This window comes from Bacillus kwashiorkori (assembly GCF_001375515.1).
GTDB lineage: Bacteria > Bacillota > Bacilli > Bacillales > Caldibacillaceae > Bacillus_BK > Bacillus_BK kwashiorkori.
This window is the reverse complement of sequence record NZ_CTDX01000016.1, coordinates 471,876-488,588: the sequence shown is the minus strand read 5'-3', so window position 1 is coordinate 488,588 and position 16,713 is coordinate 471,876. Positions and strand designations below refer to the sequence as shown.

The window sequence follows — 16,713 nt, the reverse complement described above, 5'->3', positions numbered from 1 at the left end:
TAATTGTTATCGACTGCTAACCGTCTCAACAATTGCTAAAACCATTTCCGTCAGTTTTACTAATTCTTCAATCGGCATCCGCTCACTCGTTGTGTGGATTTCCTCGTAGCCAACTCCTAAAACAACTGTCGGTATTCCAAGTCCTGCAATGACATTACCGTCACTACCACCACCACTTTTAATAAGTTTCGCTTGTCTGCCAACTTTTTCGGCTGCTTTTTGGGCAATTTGCACAACTAAATCTTCCGGACCAAACTTAAAGGAAGGATACATTACTTGAGCGGTAAATTCTGCTTTGGCACCCATTTCCGCAGCCGTTTGTTCAAATGCTTGTTTCATTTTTTCAATTTGCGCATCCAATTTTTCTTTCACAAGCGATCTTGCTTCTGCTAAAATATCAACACGATCACAAACAATATTCGTTGCTTGTCCTCCTTCAAATCGACCGATATTGGCAGTTGTTTCTTCATCAATCCGTCCAAGTGGCATTTTCGCAATTGCTTTAGCCGCTACCGTGATAGCGGAGACACCTTTTTCAGGTGCAACACCTGCATGAGCACTTTTTCCAAAAATAGTAGCGTTAATTCTTGCTTGGGTTGGTGCAGCAGTAACAATTGTTCCAACTGGACCATCACTGTCTAAAGCGAATCCAATTTTTGCATGAAGTAATTCTCCATTTAATGCTTTTGCACCGATTAAACCAGATTCCTCCCCGACAGTAATTAAAAATTGAATGTCACCATGTTCCATATTTTGTTCTTTTATTAACCGGATTGCCTCTATCATCGATGCAATGCCAGCTTTATCGTCTGCACCTAAAATAGTTGTTCCGTCAGATGTTATGTATCCGTCTTTTATTTGAGGCTTAATTCCCTTTCCTGGGGTTACGGTATCCATATGGGAAGTAAAATAAATTGGGTCAACATTTTGCTTCGTACCTGGTAATGTACAAATTAAATTTCCTGCTCCGTGACCTGTTATATTTTTTGTATCATCTTCCACTACTTGTAAGCCTAACTCTGTAAATTTTTGTTTTAAAACTCCAGCAATTTTGCCTTCATCTTTTGATTCTGAGTCTACTTGCACTAGTTCGAGAAATTCTTGAACTAATCTATCTTGATTTACCATCATCTAACCTCCATTGTAAAAATTTACACATTATCAGTATAACTCTAATATATTATCCATTCAAACGTTTCTTTCATTCACATTCAACAAGAAAGGGACTGTCCGATAGATAGCACACTCAGGCTTGAAGTGCAGAAAATTCACGGTAATTTTCTGTTCTGTACATCACCTGTTTCGCATCCATTGTCTGGAAGTCCCTTTCTAGTGTTGACATCGAACTAAATAATACTCTTTTTTATCCTGCTTTTATTTTGTTATTATAGCGGAATATTGCCATGTTTTTTTCTCGGCCTTGTTTCTTTTTTTGTCCGTAGCATATCTAATGCTTGGCTTAGCTTTATCCTTGTTTCTCTCGGATCAATCACATCATCAACCATCCCCATTTTTGCAGCAACATATGGATTGGCAAATTTATTCCGATATTCCTCTATTTTTTCTTGTCGTAACGCTTCAGGATTTTCACTATTATTAATTTCTTTTGCAAAAATAATATTTGCAGCACCTTGTGGCCCCATAACTGCGATTTCCGCATTAGGCCAAGCAAATACTAAATCGGCACCAATTGCTTTACTGTTAAGGGCAACATATGCACCACCATAAGCTTTTCTAGTGATGACAGTGATTTTTGGAACGGTCGCTTCAGAATAAGCGTATAAAATTTTCGCACCGTGACGAATAATACCACCATGTTCTTGCTTTACGCCAGGGAAAAATCCTGTAACATCTTCAAAAGTAATGATTGGAATATTAAAGCTATCGCAAAAACGAATGAATCTAGCTGCTTTATCGGATGAATCAATATCCAACCCACCAGCCATTACTTTTGGCTGATTACAAACGAGACCTACTACTTCTCCTTTAATTCTGCCAAAACCAACGACGATATTTTTAGCAAATTCTGCTTGAACTTCAAAAAATGAATCCGGATCAACGACTTCTGTCACTACTTTTCTTACATCATAAGGTCTTGTCGTTTCAAAAGGAACAACTTCCGCAAGATGTGGACGATAATCATCGACCAATTCAGTAGCGATAATCGGCGGCTTCTCTTCAAAATTTAACGGCAAATAAGAAAGTAATTGACGCACTGTCTGTAGTGCCTCTTCTTCTGTTTCAGCACGAAAATGAGCATTACCACTTACAGTACTATGTACTTTCGCCCCTCCTAAGTCATTCGCAGTAATACATTCCCCAGTTACTGTTTCAATTACTTTCGGACCAGTAATAAACATTTGACTTGTTTTGTCTACCATTATTACAAAATCCGTAATGGCAGGCGAATAAACGGCACCACCTGCACAAGGTCCCATAATTACAGAAATTTGCGGAACAACCCCTGAGTAAATTGAGTTCCGATAAAATACATGACCGTAACCATCTAATGAAAGGACACCTTCTTGAATTCTTGCCCCACCAGAATCATTTAAGCCGACAATTGGAACACCATTTTTTGCTGCTAAATCCATAATATTGGCAATTTTTTTGGCATGCATTTCCCCTAATGCACCGCCAAAAACAGTGAAGTCTTGGGAAAACAAATATATTGGTCGGCCATTTACTTTCCCATAACCAGTAACGACTCCATCTCCTGGACCTTTCGCATTTTCTAAACCAAAATCATATGAACGATGTTCCATAAATGGATTTAACTCGACAAATGTTCCGTTATCCAATAATAAGTCAATTCGTTCGCGAGCAGTTAATTTCCCTTTTTCATGTTGTTTATCAATTTTTTCTTCCCCACCACCAAGTTCAACTTCGCGACGCTTATCATACAGTTCATGAATTTTATCATATATATCTATTGCTTTCGTTGACTGCATCTCACTTCTCCCCTTTGATCCCCTAGTTTTTTGTAGCGTTAAATAGTAAGTAGGAACTTTGTTTTCCCCTGTCAAGTTTTTAAAAGTCACAAGATTTAATAACTACTATTCTTTTTCACACAACTCCATTAATACTCCTTGAGTACTTTTCGGATGGAGAAAGGCAATATTAGCTCCACCAGCTCCACGCTTTGGAGTTTCATTAATCATTTTCACATTATGATCCGTTAAGAAACGAATATCTCCCAATATATCCGCTGTTTTTATTGCAATATGGTGGATGCCTTCCCCTTTTTTTGCTAAAAACTTAGCAATCGGACTTTCGTTGGAAAGAGGTTCTAACAATTCGATTTTACAATTCCCGCAATCAATAAATGCAACTTTCACTTTTTCTGATTCAACTATTTCCGTTTTCAAGTAAGTAAATTTTAGTACATCTGTGTAAAATGGCAATGTTTTAGCAATTGATTCGACAGCAATTCCAATATGATCAATTTGTTTCAAACATACTCCCCCTTTGTTCTATATCCACGATAAAATCGTATATTACTATAATATAGAAATCTTTTAAATTATTCATCTCCGCCGTATTACCAATATTATTTTTCGCAGTTCTGTCAAAAGCTGGAATCATACATAGCTTGTCCGTTAATGAAAAAATCGTTAAAATAATAATAAAAGGTTAATTGAAAGAGAGGTTTATAAATGCGGAATCGGAAAATACAAAAAATCGTCGTTTATTTAATGATCATCGCTATGGTAGCGTCTACCATTATGACTGGGATAGCATTTTTACTTTAGGTTTTCGTTAAGGTTTATTTTATTTTGCTTTATTTTCGGTTTCTATCATCATTAGGGGCATGGAAAACGAGATATTTTTTCTGTTAGAAACGCCGAAAAGGACAAGTCAGCGAAAATATTCCGTTGACTTGTCCCTAAAATTTTGTTGTTAATCGATCGCCCCATTTTCTTTTGCAATTTGTTCAAAGCTTTTTGTCGTACTCGTAATTAAAATTTTCGTTCCTAAAGGGACAAGCTCAAATAACTGCTCTACGTCTTCGTTTTTTAATCGGATGCACCCTTCAGAAACATACTTACCAATCTCACTCGGTCGGTTTGTACCGTGAACTCCATAAATTCGTCCATTCGTATCATTCGCATCAAAACCAATCCAACGGCTGCCAAGTGGATTTTTTGGAGAACCTCCTGCTATATTTTTCTTCCGATAGTATGGATTAATTGCTTTGACTGTAATTGTATATTTTCCTTCAGGTGTTAATTCATCCGTTTTTCCGGTTGCAACTGGAAATTTCATTTGAACTTGTTCATTATGAATAAAGGCTAACTCATTTGTCCGTTTATTTACGATGATAAATGGATCGCCTGGTAGTGGATTTGGTCCTATTGGCCATAGAGGCGAGATAGTAAATGCTAGTATTATCAATAAAAGGTTCTTCATATAAAAAACACCACCAATTTTTTCATAGTATTTGAAAAAGCTGGTGGGTTTCATTCATTATTTTCATTTATATACAGTTAGGCTAACTTACACTTCTTCACAATGCTCATCAAAAAGATTTTGTAACTTTTCAATGACAGACATAATTTCATGTCCTTCAATTTCGTGCCGTTCGACCATTCCACATAGTTTGCCGTCTTTTAATAATGCAAAAGATGGAGAGGAAGGCGGATAATCAGTAAAATAACTTCTCGCCCTTTCTGTTGCCTCCCGATCTTGTCCAGCAAAGACAGTATAAAGGTGATCAGGTCGTTTATCGTAATGAATGGCATGTTTTGCTGCTGGTCTAGCAATTCCTCCAGCACAACCACATACAGAATTTATCATAACGAGAGCAGTACCCTTTTGCTTGAAAGCATTGTCGACTTCTTCGGGAGTTTTTAATTCTTCATAGCCTGCTTCTGTTAAATCTAATCTTGCTTGTCGAACGACATCATTCATCATAATATTGAAATCTAAACTCATGAAAATCACTCCTTTACTTCGTTAAAATTATCTTAACAATTTTTATTAGCTAAATACAAATTTTAAGGTTTATTATTTTGGAAAGGGGGAATATTAAAAGTAACATGATCCATACCCCTACTCCCTAATTAAAAAGATAGTGCTAAACGCACTATCTCTTTTTTTATTTTTCTGAGAGCTTGTTGGTCGCCACAAAAATTGTTAATACAAAAACCAAAAAGACTTGTTACAATAATGACTTGCTATTTTTTTAAGTATTTTTATATATTTTCATCAACTGATTTGCAGCTTGAGTAACCGGTAATTTCCCTTGTATGACGCCCTGTTCTATTTCACTCCATACAGACTTCACGTTTTCATTTTGAAAAAAAGAATACTCCAGTTGTTCAAAAATAGTCGATTTGAGCCAGTCTTTCGTTTGTTGTTGTCTCCGTGTAAGAAAAACTCCTGATTTTTTCGTTTCTTTTTCAAACTGAAGGATTAACTCCCAAATTTCTTTTATCCCATATCCAGTGAATGAAGAGCATGCCAACGCTTGTGGCTTCCACCCTTTTGTCCGCGGATATAGTAGCCGAAGAATTTGTTTGTATTCACTCTTCGTTTCAAGTGCCTTCTGTAAATTTTCCCCATCGGCTTTCGTTACGATAATACTGTCAACGATTTCTAAAATACCCTTTTTTATCCCTTGTAAGTCGTCACCAGCACCAGTTATTGCAAGCAGCAAAACGATATCCGTCATCGTACTAATACTTACTTCACTTTGACCTACACCTACCGTTTCTACGATAATGATTTCAAACCCTGCCGCCTCACATAATAAAATTGCCTCACGTGTCTTACGGTGAACCCCACCTAATGACCCACCTGTCGGGGATGGACGGATAAATGCATTCGGGTGCCGAGACAGTTTCTCCATTCTCGTTTTATCTCCTAAAATGCTACCACTAGAAAGTGGAGAACTCGGATCAATAGCTAACACAGCGACTTTTTTCCCCGTATTACATAGCATCGTCCCTAAATTTTCGATAAAACTACTTTTACCCGCTCCAGGTACCCCAGTAATTCCAATTCGCAACGAGTTTCCAGTATTAGGTAAAATCTCTTTTAATAACTGTTGCCCTTGATTTACATAATTTGGATGATTACTTTCAATTAACGTAATTGCTTTTGCTAAAATAGCCCGATCATTTCTTTTTAGTCCTTCTGCATATTCCACGATAGAAAATGGGGATGTTTTTTTAATCCACTTCGAGCTAGTCATATGCTCATTAACCTTTCTCGTAACCTAGTCGTTTAAATATTTCTTCTACGACCACTTTTGCCGACTCCGGAATATTCGTACCGGGGCCAAAAATTGCAACAGCGCCATTTGCTTTTAAAAATGAATAATCCTTTTCAGGAATTACTCCACCAGCAACTACAAAAATATCTTTTCTCCCCAAATTCTCCAATTCAGCAATAATTCGGGGAAGAAAGGTTTTATGTCCTCCTGCTAGTGAACTCATGCCGATAACATGGACATCATTTTCCACCGCTTGTTTCGCAGTTTCTTCAGGTGTTTGAAAAAGTGGCCCAATATCGACATCAAAACCCATATCACTAAAAGCGGTCGCAATCACTTTTGCACCACGATCATGTCCGTCTTGGCCGATTTTCGCCATCAAAATGCGCGGCCTTCTTCCTTCCAGTTCAAAAAACTCATCCGTTAAAGTTTGTATTTCTTTAATTTTACTTTGGTCACCGTAAGATTTAACATATACGCCACTTATGGATTTTTGCGCTGCTTGATGTCTACCTGTAACTTTTTCAATAGCGTAAGAAATCTCTCCTAAAGTAGCCCGTTTCCGAGCGGCATGAACGGCTAATTCAAGTAAGTTTCCTTTTCCACTTTGAACCGCTTCAGTAATTGCATTTAACGCGTTCTCCACATCAGCTTCATTACGATGTGCTTTTAATTCGGCAAGTCTTTGTAATTGTTTTTCATATACTTTCGTTGTATCAATATCTAAAATTTCTAATGGTTCTTCGTTAGCAACTTGATAAATATTCACACCGATAATTTTTTCTTCTGCCGAATCAATCATCGCTTGTCTTTTTGCAGCTGCTTCCTCAATTTTTAATTTCGGAATACCAGCAACGATTGCTTTCGTCATTCCGCCATGACGTTCAATTTCTTCGATATGTTCCCATGCTCTTTCCATTAATTCATTCGTTAAAGATTCTACATAAAAAGAACCGCCCCAAGGGTCTACTGTTTTTGTTAAATCCGTTTCTTCTTGTAAATAAATTTGCGTATTCCTTGCGATCCGAGCGGAAAAATCGGTCGGTAATGCAATGGCTTCATCTAATGCATTTGTATGAAGTGATTGTGTATGCCCCATTACTGCTGCATGGGCTTCCACTAATGTTCGCATAACATTATTAAATGGATCTTGTTCGGTTAAACTCCAGCCAGATGTTTGAGAGTGGGTCCTCAATGCTAGTGACTTCGGATTTTTAGGAGAGAATTGCTTCATTAACTTCGCCCACATAATTCTAGCTGCCCGAAGTTTGGCGATTTCCATAAAATAATTCATGCCAATTCCCCAAAAAAATGATAGTCGAGGAGCAAATGAATCGATATCCAGTCCTGCCTCTATTCCGGTACGGACATATTCAAGACCATTTGCCAATGTATAAGCTAATTCAATATCTGCAGGAGCCCCAGCTTCTTGCATATGGTAACCCGAAATACTAATACTATTAAATTTCGGCATATGTTTTGCTGTATATGCGAAAATATCTGCAATAATCCGCATGGATACTTCCGGTGGGTAAATATACGTATTTCTAACCATATATTCTTTCAATATATCATTCTGAATGGTCCCAGTTAATTGATTTTTGGAAACCCCTTGTTCCTCGGCTGTTACGATATAAAACGCTAAAATCGGTAGCACTGCTCCATTCATCGTCATCGAAACAGACATTTCACCCAACGGAATCTCATCGAACAATATCTTCATGTCTAATATCGAGTCTACCGCAACACCAGCTTTACCCACGTCGCCAAAGACACGTGGGTGATCAGAATCATACCCACGATGGGTCGGCAAATCGAAGGCAACCGATAAACCCTTTTGTCCCATCTTTAAGTTCCGCTTATAAAATGCGTTACTCTCTTCAGCGGTGGAAAATCCCGCATATTGGCGAATAGTCCAAGGTCTAGTAACATACATCGTCGGATAAGGTCCTCTCATGTATGGCGCCAATCCTGGGAATGTATTAATGTGAGCCAACTGTTCCACATCTTTCATTGTGTATACTCGCTTCACATCAATTCCTTCCATCGTGGGAGAAGTAGGAATACTATCCATTCCTACTTCTTCATTTGCCTCGGGATAAAGTTTCGTTTTTGATAAATCCGGTTTCATATCTCGCTGTCCCCCAATAATAAATTATTACGTGCCCCTTCATTTAGATGGATTATTTGTATCTGACATTAGGTCAAAATCGAGTTCCATTATATCCAATAGTTCTTCTAAAATAACAAGCTGATTTACATCTCGATATATAAAGTATTTAACATCGTATTGTTTATATTGTTCTATAAGATTTTCGTCTAATTCTCCTACTAAGATTAATTGAATATGTGGATATTCTTCTTTTAATTTTGGCAAATAACTGTTAGCAAAATCACTATAATGCTTATTCGTTCCACAGAGGCAAACGAAATGATTAATATTTTCTCGGAATATTTTACTAGAATCAGCTGTTTTCCCAATGATGTCTGAGCGAATTCCTCCAGCGGCAAAAAAATCAGTAATAAAGTCAATTTTCCCTTTAATAGATTGATATTCTTCTAGGCAAACAATTGGTATTGTAGGTGTTTTCCCACGCTTTGCTAATTGATGGCTTCTTTTACGTAAAATTTCAAATGATTTAGCTAGTCTAAGTTGGGTAAAACTGTCAACAGTATCTGGCTCAATATAACTTTCATACATGAATTCTTTTAATGTGAAACCATCTCGGACCATATCTTGTACTTCTGCAAGTGGATATATTTGGTGAACAAAAGGATTTTCATAGTGGACTTCTTCTGTACTAGAAGGTAAAAAGTCCAGATTTTCTTCCAAATTAACGTATTTATTTACACCTACTAGTTTATTTTTTTGTGTGTTCAATTGATGAACAAGTCTTTGCTGATCCTTTTTTATTAAATCTTGAATATACCCTTTTTTAATTGCCTCCAGTAAGCCCCCTTGTTTTTCAATCATCATTATGAAAGACCATGCTTTTTCAATTAACTCACTAGTTAATGATTCGATAAAATATGCTCCGTTTGCTGGGTCATATACTTGGGCTATCTTCGCCTCTTCTCGTAAAATATGATGCATATTTAGAGCTAATCTTTGACTTAATTTATATTGCACTCCACTTAACTGAGAAAAAGGATGGATTCGTAAATAATCTACCTTTGCAATAGCCGCAGCTAGTGCTTCATTCCCTTTTCTAAGGAGATTTACATGTAAATCTAAATTTGTTTCGTTAACGGAACTCGTTTCGGCAAAAATTTGTAGTGGCGGCAAGTCTTCTTTTATTTCATAGGCGTCTCTTATTTTCGTCCATAACACTTTTGCTGCTCGTATTTTTGCAATCTCCATAAAGAAATTAGATCCGACTGAAAGCCCTAGAACAACTTTCGGCAAAATTTCCTTTGCATGAAGTCCAGATAATTGCAAGTGATCAATATGGGCAACAGCTGTTGAAATGGCCACAGCCAATTGAATGATTGCATTCGCACCAGCATTCCCGTAATAACGAGAATCGATAAAGATGGTGTCTAAATTAGGGAAACGGTCACTAGCATACGTAATAGCGTCCCACCAATAGGAATAATAAATATCACATTCATCGCTACCTATTTTATTATCAATCATATATGTAAATGGGTCGCTCCCAATTAGCCCTGTAATAGCCGATGCATCCACACCATTTTTATCAACCCATTCTGAAAGCATTAAATAAAATGGGGCGGCAATTTCCTTCTCTTCGATAAAAAATGGATATTGTTCAACGTCTACCCCATCTAACAAAGTTTGAAGAGTCTCCACATTTAAGGAATCTAGTAGTGGAATATAAATCGTATTTTGTCCTGCATGTAACGCTTGTTTTAAATCGTCATTTATTTCTTGCAATGTTTCACCTGATACTTTTTGGGATATTTTCCAAAGATGTTGCTCATTTTTTATGTATTCAGTGGAAAGTTTAATCGAGAAGTTAGTAAGTGCCTCGTACGTGGTTTTTTCTATATCATTTTTCGTATAAAGGGGTTTAATTTTTATATTTTCCGCTGTTTCACTGTAATATGCAGAGACTGTTTTTCCTTTCAATGATTTTTCCGCTTCTTTTAGCCACTCCTCATAAGTTTTTTCAGCAAATGTTTCGTTTTTTACATGATCCATTGTGATGATTTGTTTCTCCATTTAAAAATCCTCCCATTCCATGTAATGTTTTCTTTTTGTCTCTTAGTTCTTTAGGCCTGATTACTAAACAAAATTTTCCAACTCGTTGAATAACATAAATTTACTGAAATTTTATTCATATATATATTTTACATGAAAATGAAGCCGTTGCAAGCGGAAAGCAACGGCTATGACATATTAATAAACTGACGTTGATACTTCGGAATAATTTTCTAATATTTCCTTCACCCGTTTTAAAAATCTTCCACATATTAAGCCATCTAAAACACGATGGTCTAATGATAAACATAAATTCACCATATCGCGTACAGCAATCATTCCATTATTCATAACAACTGGCCGCTTCACAATCGATTCTACCTGCAAAATGGCTGCCTGCGGATAATTAATAATACCCATTGATTGTACTGAGCCAAAAGAACCAGTGTTGTTAATTGTGAAAGTTCCACCTTCCATATCTTGAACCGTTAATTTACCTGAACGAACTTTGTTGGCCAATTCAAATATGTCTCTTGCAATACCTTTAATAGATTTTTCATCTGCATGTTTAATTACTGGCACGTACAACGCATCATCAGTTGCCACTGCAATCGATAAATTAATTTCCTGTTTTTGAATAATTTTCTCACCGGCCCACATCGAATTCATTTGTGGAAATTCTTTTAAAGCTTGTGCAACAGCTTTTACAAAGAAAGCAAAGTACGTAATTGGAAAACCTTCCTTACTCGCAAAATTATTCTTTATCTTATCCCGATATTGTACTAAGTCTGTTACATCTACTTCAACCATCGTCCAAGCATGCGGAATTTCACTTACACTGCGTACCATATTGTTTGCGATGGCGCGTCTAACACCAGTAACAGGGATTTCCCTGTCAAGACTTGTTGTATTATATTGAATTTCAGCTTTTGCCTCATTCATTTGTGGGGATGTTGGTTTCTTCTTACTTTCTGTCTGTATAAGTTTTTCATCTGTTTTTTCTACTTGTTTTGGCACCGTTCCCGATTCTATAATAGCCAAAATATCTTTTCTAGTTATCCTACCGCCTTTGCCAGTCCCTTTTACGAGTGACAATTCAATCCCATGTTCTTGAGATAATTTTAACACTGCTGGTGAATAGCGTTGTTTATTATTGGAATCCGCAATATCCGTTTGTATATTCGTATCGTTATGCTGACTAGTTTCTAATGGTGGTTGACTATTAGTAACTGCATCCGGATTATCATTTGACTGACCAGTTTCAATAGAACATATTACTACTCCTACAGCAAGCGTTTCTCCCTCGTTTGCCATAATGTCCTTAATAGTGCCACTAAACGAAGATGGTATTTCTGCATTTACTTTATCTGTCATTACTTCTGCAATAGGATCGTATTTATTCACATAATCACCTGGGGAAACAAGCCATTTGCTTATCGTTCCTTCTGTCACACTTTCCCCTAATTGCGGCATTTTCATCTGTTCAATTGCCATGTAATTTCCCCCCTTTTTTTAAAACTCCGCCAGTTCGCGCATTGCTTTTTCAATTTTGTCTGGATTCATCATAAAGTATTTTTCCATCGTAGGTGCATACGGCATTGCTGGAACATCTGGACCAGCTAAACGCATAATTGGTGCATCTAAATCGAATAAGCAATGTTCACTGATAATCGCCGCCACTTCACTGATTATACTTCCTTCCTTATTGTCTTCCGTGACTAATAGGACTTTCCCCGTTTTCTTAGCTGCCTCGATGATTGCTTCTTGGTCAAGGGGATACACCGTTCGCAAATCTAAAATATGTGCAGACACCCCTTCGCTAGCCAATTTTTCTGCAGCTTGAAGGGCAAAATGGACACATAATCCATATGTAATAACTGTAATATCTTCTCCTTCTCGCTTCACATCGGCTTTTCCGATAGGAAGTACATAATCTTCCGTTGGCACTTCTCCCTTTATTAAGCGATAAGCTCGTTTATGTTCAAAAAAGAGGACTGGATCATTATCCCGAATAGCAGCTTTTAATAATCCCTTTACATCATAAGGAGTAGAAGGCATCACTATTTTTAAACCTGGCTGGTTCGCGAAAACAGCCTCAACGGATTGTGAATGGTAAAGTCCTCCATGAACTCCACCGCCATATGGTGCACGAATTACTAGCGGACAGCTCCAATCATTATTGGATCGATAGCGAATACGTGCAGCTTCAGAAATGATTTGATTTACTGCTGGCATTATAAAATCCGCAAATTGCATTTCACCAACAGGTCGTAACCCATACATCGCCGCTCCGATTGCTACACCGGCAATTGCTGACTCGGCAAGAGGTGTATCAATTACTCGTTCTTCTCCAAATTGATCATAAAGCCCTTGTGTAGCTTTAAATACTCCCCCTTTTTTCCCGACATCTTCACCTAATACAAAAACCTTCTCATCACGTTCCATTTCTTCTCTTAAAGCCATTGTAACTGCATCTATATATGATATGACTGGCATTTTTTCTCCCCCTCTTTACTCATAAACATGTGTTAACGCGTGTTCAGGATTAGCGTACGGTGCTGCTTCAGCATAATCGGTTGCTTCATTGACAAGCTGCATTATTTTTTTATTTATTTCTGCATCAGTTTGTTCATCAAGGACTCCGTTTGTTTTTAAATATGCCGCAAACTTTGGTAGCGGGTCATTATTCCGTACATATTCCAATTCACTAGCCTCGCGATATGCTTTATCATCATCATCACTTGAATGAGCCGTTATACGGTGGACTAATACTTCAATTAGTGTCGGTCCTTCGCCACGTAATGCACGTTCCCTCGCTTCTTTCACGACACGATATACTTCTAGAACATCATCACCATCAATCGTAAAACCTGGCATCCCATAACCTATCGCACGGTCGGAAACTTTTTCACAAGCAAGTTGTTTAGATAAAGGAACCGAAATGGCATATTTATTGTTTTCACACATGAAAATTACTGGCAACTTGTGAACTCCGGCAAAATTTAAGCCTTCATGAAAATCACCTTGATTGGAAGAACCTTCACCAAATGTTACAAATGATACAAAATCACGTTTTTCCATTTTTGCGGCTAGGGCGAATCCAACTGCGTGTGGTACTTGTGTTGTAACTGGTGAAGATCCTGTTACGATGCGGTTTTTCTTTTGACCAAAATGGCTAGGCATTTGTCTGCCTCCAGAATTAGGATCTTCTGCTTTCGCAAAGGCCGATAGCATAATTTCCTTCGGTGTCATTCCAAAAGCAAGCACGACTGCTAAATCACGATAATATGGTAGGACATAATCTTCATTCCGATCTAAGGCAAATGCTGCTCCAACTTGTGCTCCTTCTTGCCCTTGGCAAGAAATAACAAATGGGATTTTCCCTGATCTATTTAATAGCCACATTCTCTCATCTAGTTTTCTAGCGAGCAGCATCGTTTCATACATCTCTAACACTTGGTTCTCAGTCAATCCTAAAGATTCGTGTTTATTCATCATATTGCCCCCTCGTCCTCTTAATAAGCTTTAAAAGATTTACTTTAATAATTAGAAATGAATTGCCTTACCGTCAACTGCTAAACTAGCTTCATTAAATACTTCTGATAGTGTTGGATGCGGGTGGATTGTATCACCGATTTCCCATGCTGTAGCATCTAAATACGTTGCTAGTGATGCTTCAGATATTAAATCTGTTACGTGAGAACCTATCATATGAATACCTAATAAATCTTCTGTGTTTTTATCGACGATAATTTTTGTAAAGCCATCCGCTTCCCCATTAACTAATGCCTTACCAATTGCTTTAAAAGGAAACTTTCCAACTTTCAATTCATATCCCTTTTCTTTCGCTTCTTGTTCCGTTAAACCAATACTTGCCGCCTCAGGATAGGAATAAATACATTTCGGTACATTCGTGTAATTGAGTGGTGAAGGATTTTTACCTGCTATATGTGAGACTGCAATAAGTCCTTCTTTCGTTGCAACATGGGCAAGTTGCAGGCCACCAATACAATCACCAATAGCATAAATATGGGATTCTTTCGTTTGATAAAATTCATTTACAGAAATTACGCCATTATTAATAACGATATCGGTATTTTCTAAGCCAATACCTTCTATATTTGCTTGTCTGCCAACAGAGACTAATAGTTTTTCTGCCTCAACAGTATAATTTGTTCCACCTTTTTCAAATTGGACAGATACACCGCTATTTTTTTCTAATGTATCGGGTAATAATTTCGCTTTTGTATGAATCGTCACTTTTCTCTTTTTCAGTAGTCTTGTCATTTCCCTACTTATTTCCACATCTTCTGTAGGCAAAATTCTCTCGGCATATTCAATTACCGTGACATCGACATCTAAATCCGCTAACATGGATGCCCATTCTATCCCAATTACACCGCCACCAACGATAATCATCGATTTTGGTAACTTTTCCATAGCAAGTGCTTCATCTGATGTTATGACTGTTTTTCCATCAATTTCTAGCCCAGGTAATGTTCTTGGACGTGAACCTGTTGCGATAATAACATTTTTCGGTATGAGCATTTCATTTTCTGATCCATCATCCATTTCCACGGAAACGGTACCTGGAAGCGGAGAAAAAATGGATGGGCCGAGTATTCTTCCTGTTCCATGGAAAACATCTATTTTCCCCTTTTTCATCAAATGAATGACACCTTGATGGAGCTGGTTAATTACTGCTGTTTTACGCTCTTGAATTTTTGCAAAATCAATCGCACAGCTATTAATGTCAATTCCAAATTTTTCGCTTTCCTTTGTTAACCGATACACTTCGGCACTCTTCAACAAAGTTTTACTAGGGATACAACCTTGATGCAAGCAAGTGCCACCTAATTTATCTTTCTCGACAATTGCGGTCTTCAATCCATATTGGCTCGCTTTAATAGCTGCAACATAGCCTCCGGTTCCCCCGCCTACAATAACTAAATCATATTCTTTAGCCACAATAGCACCATCTCCCGATAACAATTTAAAAACTATACAATGTTCCTAGTAGTTGGATAGCAGAAAAGCCAGTGTCACCTAGAAAAGAGTGACCGACTTTTGCAAATTTCAATATCAAAGTTAGCAGAACCTCATTACCAAATACAATTTATTTGATTCTTCGAGATAAAATATGTTTTTCATTTAATAAAAACGAGCTTCTTGATTGTTGTACCCTTTTAATACGTTCCTCCGCCATTCTGTCTGCAGCTAAATACGTTGGAATGTGGTCACGTTTGGAAATTTCAAATACCTTTCGTACATTATCATAAATTTGCTCAATTTTTTTCATTGCACGCTCGTGATTATACCCGTAAAGTTCATCCGCAACATTAATAACTCCACCAGCATTAATGACATAGTCAGGAGTATAAACAACTCCTAGTTCATACAATAGATCCCCATGGCGGTTTTCTTTAAGCTGATTGTTAGCGGAGCCTGCGATAACTTTTGCTTTTAATCGTGGAATTGTTTCATCGTTGATTGTTGCACCTAATGCACATGGTGAATATACATCGCATTCCACATCATATATGTCGTTAGGATCCACTGCCTTTGCGCCAAATTGTTCGACAGCATTCTTTACTGCTTGTTGATTAATATCTGTAACAATTAATGAGGCTCCTTCTTCATGAAGATAACGGCAAAGATGGAACGCAACATTTCCTACACCTTGGACAGCAACTGTCTTTCCTTCTAAAGATTCATCCCCAAAATACTCTTTAACCGCTGCTTTCATTCCCCGATATACTCCGTATGCTGTTGCTGGGGACGGATTTCCTGATGAACCAAAGGCTGGAGATATCCCTGTTACAAATTCTGTCTCTTCATAAATGATATCCATATCCTCTACAGTCGTTCCAACATCTTCTGCTGTGATATATCTGCCATTTAACCCTTGTATAAAGCGACCAAACGCTCGGAACATTTCTTCATTTTTATCTGTCTTCGGATCCCCGATAATAACTGTTTTTCCACCGCCAAGATTTAAACCAGCAGCTGCATTTTTATATGTCATCCCTTTTGCTAAGCGAAGAGCATCTTCAATAGCAGCTTCTTCCGATTTATATGTCCACATTCTTGTTCCACCTAAGGCAGGCCCTAGTGTAGTGTCATGAATAGCAATAATTGCTTTTAACCCAGATTGTTTGTCTTGGCAAAAATGTAATTCCTCATAATCATAAGTTTCCATATACTTGAATATTTCCATGTTATAACCCCCTACGTTTTTTTATTCGTTCTATCTCACTTATATGCAAGTTTCGTGCCAAACCACGAATGTAAGCGCTTCAAAATAATTATTAACTTATAGCCTGCAACTTTTTGC

14 protein-coding genes are annotated in these 16,713 nt (G+C 37.5%); 1 reads left to right on the top strand and 13 read right to left on the bottom strand.

Features of this window, described 5'->3' with window-relative positions; all coding sequences use genetic code 11:
- Nucleotides 1-6: 6 nt before the first annotated feature.
- From BN1242_RS11570 to mce, 3 genes are all read right to left on the bottom strand, one after another.
- Nucleotides 7-1,128: a M20/M25/M40 family metallo-hydrolase gene (locus tag BN1242_RS11570; RefSeq protein ID WP_062356053.1), complete on the bottom strand. Its 1,122-nt coding sequence runs from the start codon at nucleotides 1,126-1,128 to the stop codon at nucleotides 7-9.
- A 257-nt stretch (nucleotides 1,129-1,385) separates the two neighbouring features.
- Nucleotides 1,386-2,951, bottom strand: a complete 1,566-nt coding sequence (locus BN1242_RS11565) for an acyl-CoA carboxylase subunit beta (RefSeq protein ID WP_203226059.1) — start codon at nucleotides 2,949-2,951, stop codon at nucleotides 1,386-1,388.
- Between the two features lie 105 nt (nucleotides 2,952-3,056).
- Nucleotides 3,057-3,455 carry a methylmalonyl-CoA epimerase gene (gene mce / locus BN1242_RS11560; RefSeq protein ID WP_062356050.1) on the bottom strand — a complete coding sequence of 133 codons (399 nt, stop codon included), beginning with the start codon at nucleotides 3,453-3,455 and terminating at the stop codon, nucleotides 3,057-3,059.
- A 201-nt stretch (nucleotides 3,456-3,656) separates the two neighbouring features.
- On the opposite strand from mce, the gene prli42 reads away from it, so the two are divergent.
- On the top strand, nucleotides 3,657-3,752 hold the full coding sequence (gene prli42, locus BN1242_RS13540; RefSeq protein WP_077216196.1) for a stressosome-associated protein Prli42: 96 nt from the start codon (nucleotides 3,657-3,659) through the stop codon (nucleotides 3,750-3,752).
- A 148-nt stretch (nucleotides 3,753-3,900) separates the two neighbouring features.
- Here the strand turns inward: prli42 and BN1242_RS11555 are convergent, their stop codons facing one another.
- From BN1242_RS11555 to bcd, 10 genes are all read right to left on the bottom strand, one after another.
- On the bottom strand, nucleotides 3,901-4,410 hold the full coding sequence (locus tag BN1242_RS11555) for a L,D-transpeptidase (protein ID WP_062356047.1): 510 nt from the start codon (nucleotides 4,408-4,410) through the stop codon (nucleotides 3,901-3,903).
- 87 nt (nucleotides 4,411-4,497) lie between these two features.
- Entirely contained in the window at nucleotides 4,498-4,935 is a 438-nt protein-coding gene (locus BN1242_RS11550) for a BrxA/BrxB family bacilliredoxin (protein ID WP_062356044.1), read from the bottom strand.
- Between the two features lie 250 nt (nucleotides 4,936-5,185).
- Nucleotides 5,186-6,196 (bottom strand): methylmalonyl Co-A mutase-associated GTPase MeaB, encoded by a 1,011-nt coding sequence (gene meaB / locus BN1242_RS11545; RefSeq protein ID WP_062356041.1) that lies wholly within the window; start codon nucleotides 6,194-6,196, stop codon nucleotides 5,186-5,188.
- Nucleotides 6,197-6,203: 7 nt separating this feature from the next.
- On the bottom strand, nucleotides 6,204-8,291 hold the full coding sequence (gene scpA, locus BN1242_RS11540) for a methylmalonyl-CoA mutase (RefSeq protein ID WP_238985150.1): 2,088 nt from the start codon (nucleotides 8,289-8,291) through the stop codon (nucleotides 6,204-6,206).
- Between the two features lie 96 nt (nucleotides 8,292-8,387).
- On the bottom strand, nucleotides 8,388-10,400 hold the full coding sequence (locus tag BN1242_RS11535; protein WP_062356034.1) for a methylmalonyl-CoA mutase family protein: 2,013 nt from the start codon (nucleotides 10,398-10,400) through the stop codon (nucleotides 8,388-8,390).
- Between the two features lie 177 nt (nucleotides 10,401-10,577).
- Entirely contained in the window at nucleotides 10,578-11,873 is a 1,296-nt protein-coding gene (locus BN1242_RS11530) for a dihydrolipoamide acetyltransferase family protein (protein ID WP_062356031.1), read from the bottom strand.
- An 18-nt stretch (nucleotides 11,874-11,891) separates the two neighbouring features.
- Complete coding sequence (locus BN1242_RS11525) at nucleotides 11,892-12,875, bottom strand: alpha-ketoacid dehydrogenase subunit beta (RefSeq protein WP_062356028.1); 984 nt, start codon at nucleotides 12,873-12,875, stop codon at nucleotides 11,892-11,894.
- A 15-nt stretch (nucleotides 12,876-12,890) separates the two neighbouring features.
- Nucleotides 12,891-13,874, bottom strand: coding sequence for a thiamine pyrophosphate-dependent dehydrogenase E1 component subunit alpha (locus BN1242_RS11520; RefSeq protein ID WP_062356026.1), 984 nt, complete (start codon nucleotides 13,872-13,874; stop codon nucleotides 12,891-12,893).
- A 51-nt stretch (nucleotides 13,875-13,925) separates the two neighbouring features.
- Nucleotides 13,926-15,347, bottom strand: a complete 1,422-nt coding sequence (gene lpdA / locus BN1242_RS11515) for a dihydrolipoyl dehydrogenase (protein WP_062356024.1) — start codon at nucleotides 15,345-15,347, stop codon at nucleotides 13,926-13,928.
- A 148-nt stretch (nucleotides 15,348-15,495) separates the two neighbouring features.
- The gene (bcd, locus tag BN1242_RS11510) at nucleotides 15,496-16,596 is read right to left on the bottom strand and encodes a branched-chain amino acid dehydrogenase (RefSeq protein ID WP_062356022.1); all 1,101 of its coding nucleotides are present in this window, start codon (nucleotides 16,594-16,596) and stop codon (nucleotides 15,496-15,498) included.
- Nucleotides 16,597-16,713: the final 117 nt, after the last annotated feature.

Coding starts and splice junctions, on each gene's coding strand:
- BN1242_RS11525 (WP_062356028.1), bottom strand. CDS start 12,875: ATGCCAGTCATATCATATATAGATGCAGTTACAATGGCTTTAAGAGAA.
- prli42 (WP_077216196.1), top strand. CDS start 3,657: ATGCGGAATCGGAAAATACAAAAAATCGTCGTTTATTTAATGATCATC.
- scpA (WP_238985150.1), bottom strand. CDS start 8,291: ATGGATAGTATTCCTACTTCTCCCACGATGGAAGGAATTGATGTGAAG.
- meaB (WP_062356041.1), bottom strand. CDS start 6,196: ATGACTAGCTCGAAGTGGATTAAAAAAACATCCCCATTTTCTATCGTG.
- BN1242_RS11520 (WP_062356026.1), bottom strand. CDS start 13,874: ATGAATAAACACGAATCTTTAGGATTGACTGAGAACCAAGTGTTAGAG.
- BN1242_RS11550 (WP_062356044.1), bottom strand. CDS start 4,935: ATGAGTTTAGATTTCAATATTATGATGAATGATGTCGTTCGACAAGCA.
- BN1242_RS11555 (WP_062356047.1), bottom strand. CDS start 4,410: ATGAAGAACCTTTTATTGATAATACTAGCATTTACTATCTCGCCTCTA.
- bcd (WP_062356022.1), bottom strand. CDS start 16,596: ATGGAAATATTCAAGTATATGGAAACTTATGATTATGAGGAATTACAT.
- BN1242_RS11565 (WP_203226059.1), bottom strand. CDS start 2,951: ATGCAGTCAACGAAAGCAATAGATATATATGATAAAATTCATGAACTG.
- BN1242_RS11530 (WP_062356031.1), bottom strand. CDS start 11,873: ATGGCAATTGAACAGATGAAAATGCCGCAATTAGGGGAAAGTGTGACA.
- BN1242_RS11570 (WP_062356053.1), bottom strand. CDS start 1,128: ATGGTAAATCAAGATAGATTAGTTCAAGAATTTCTCGAACTAGTGCAA.
- BN1242_RS11535 (WP_062356034.1), bottom strand. CDS start 10,400: ATGGAGAAACAAATCATCACAATGGATCATGTAAAAAACGAAACATTT.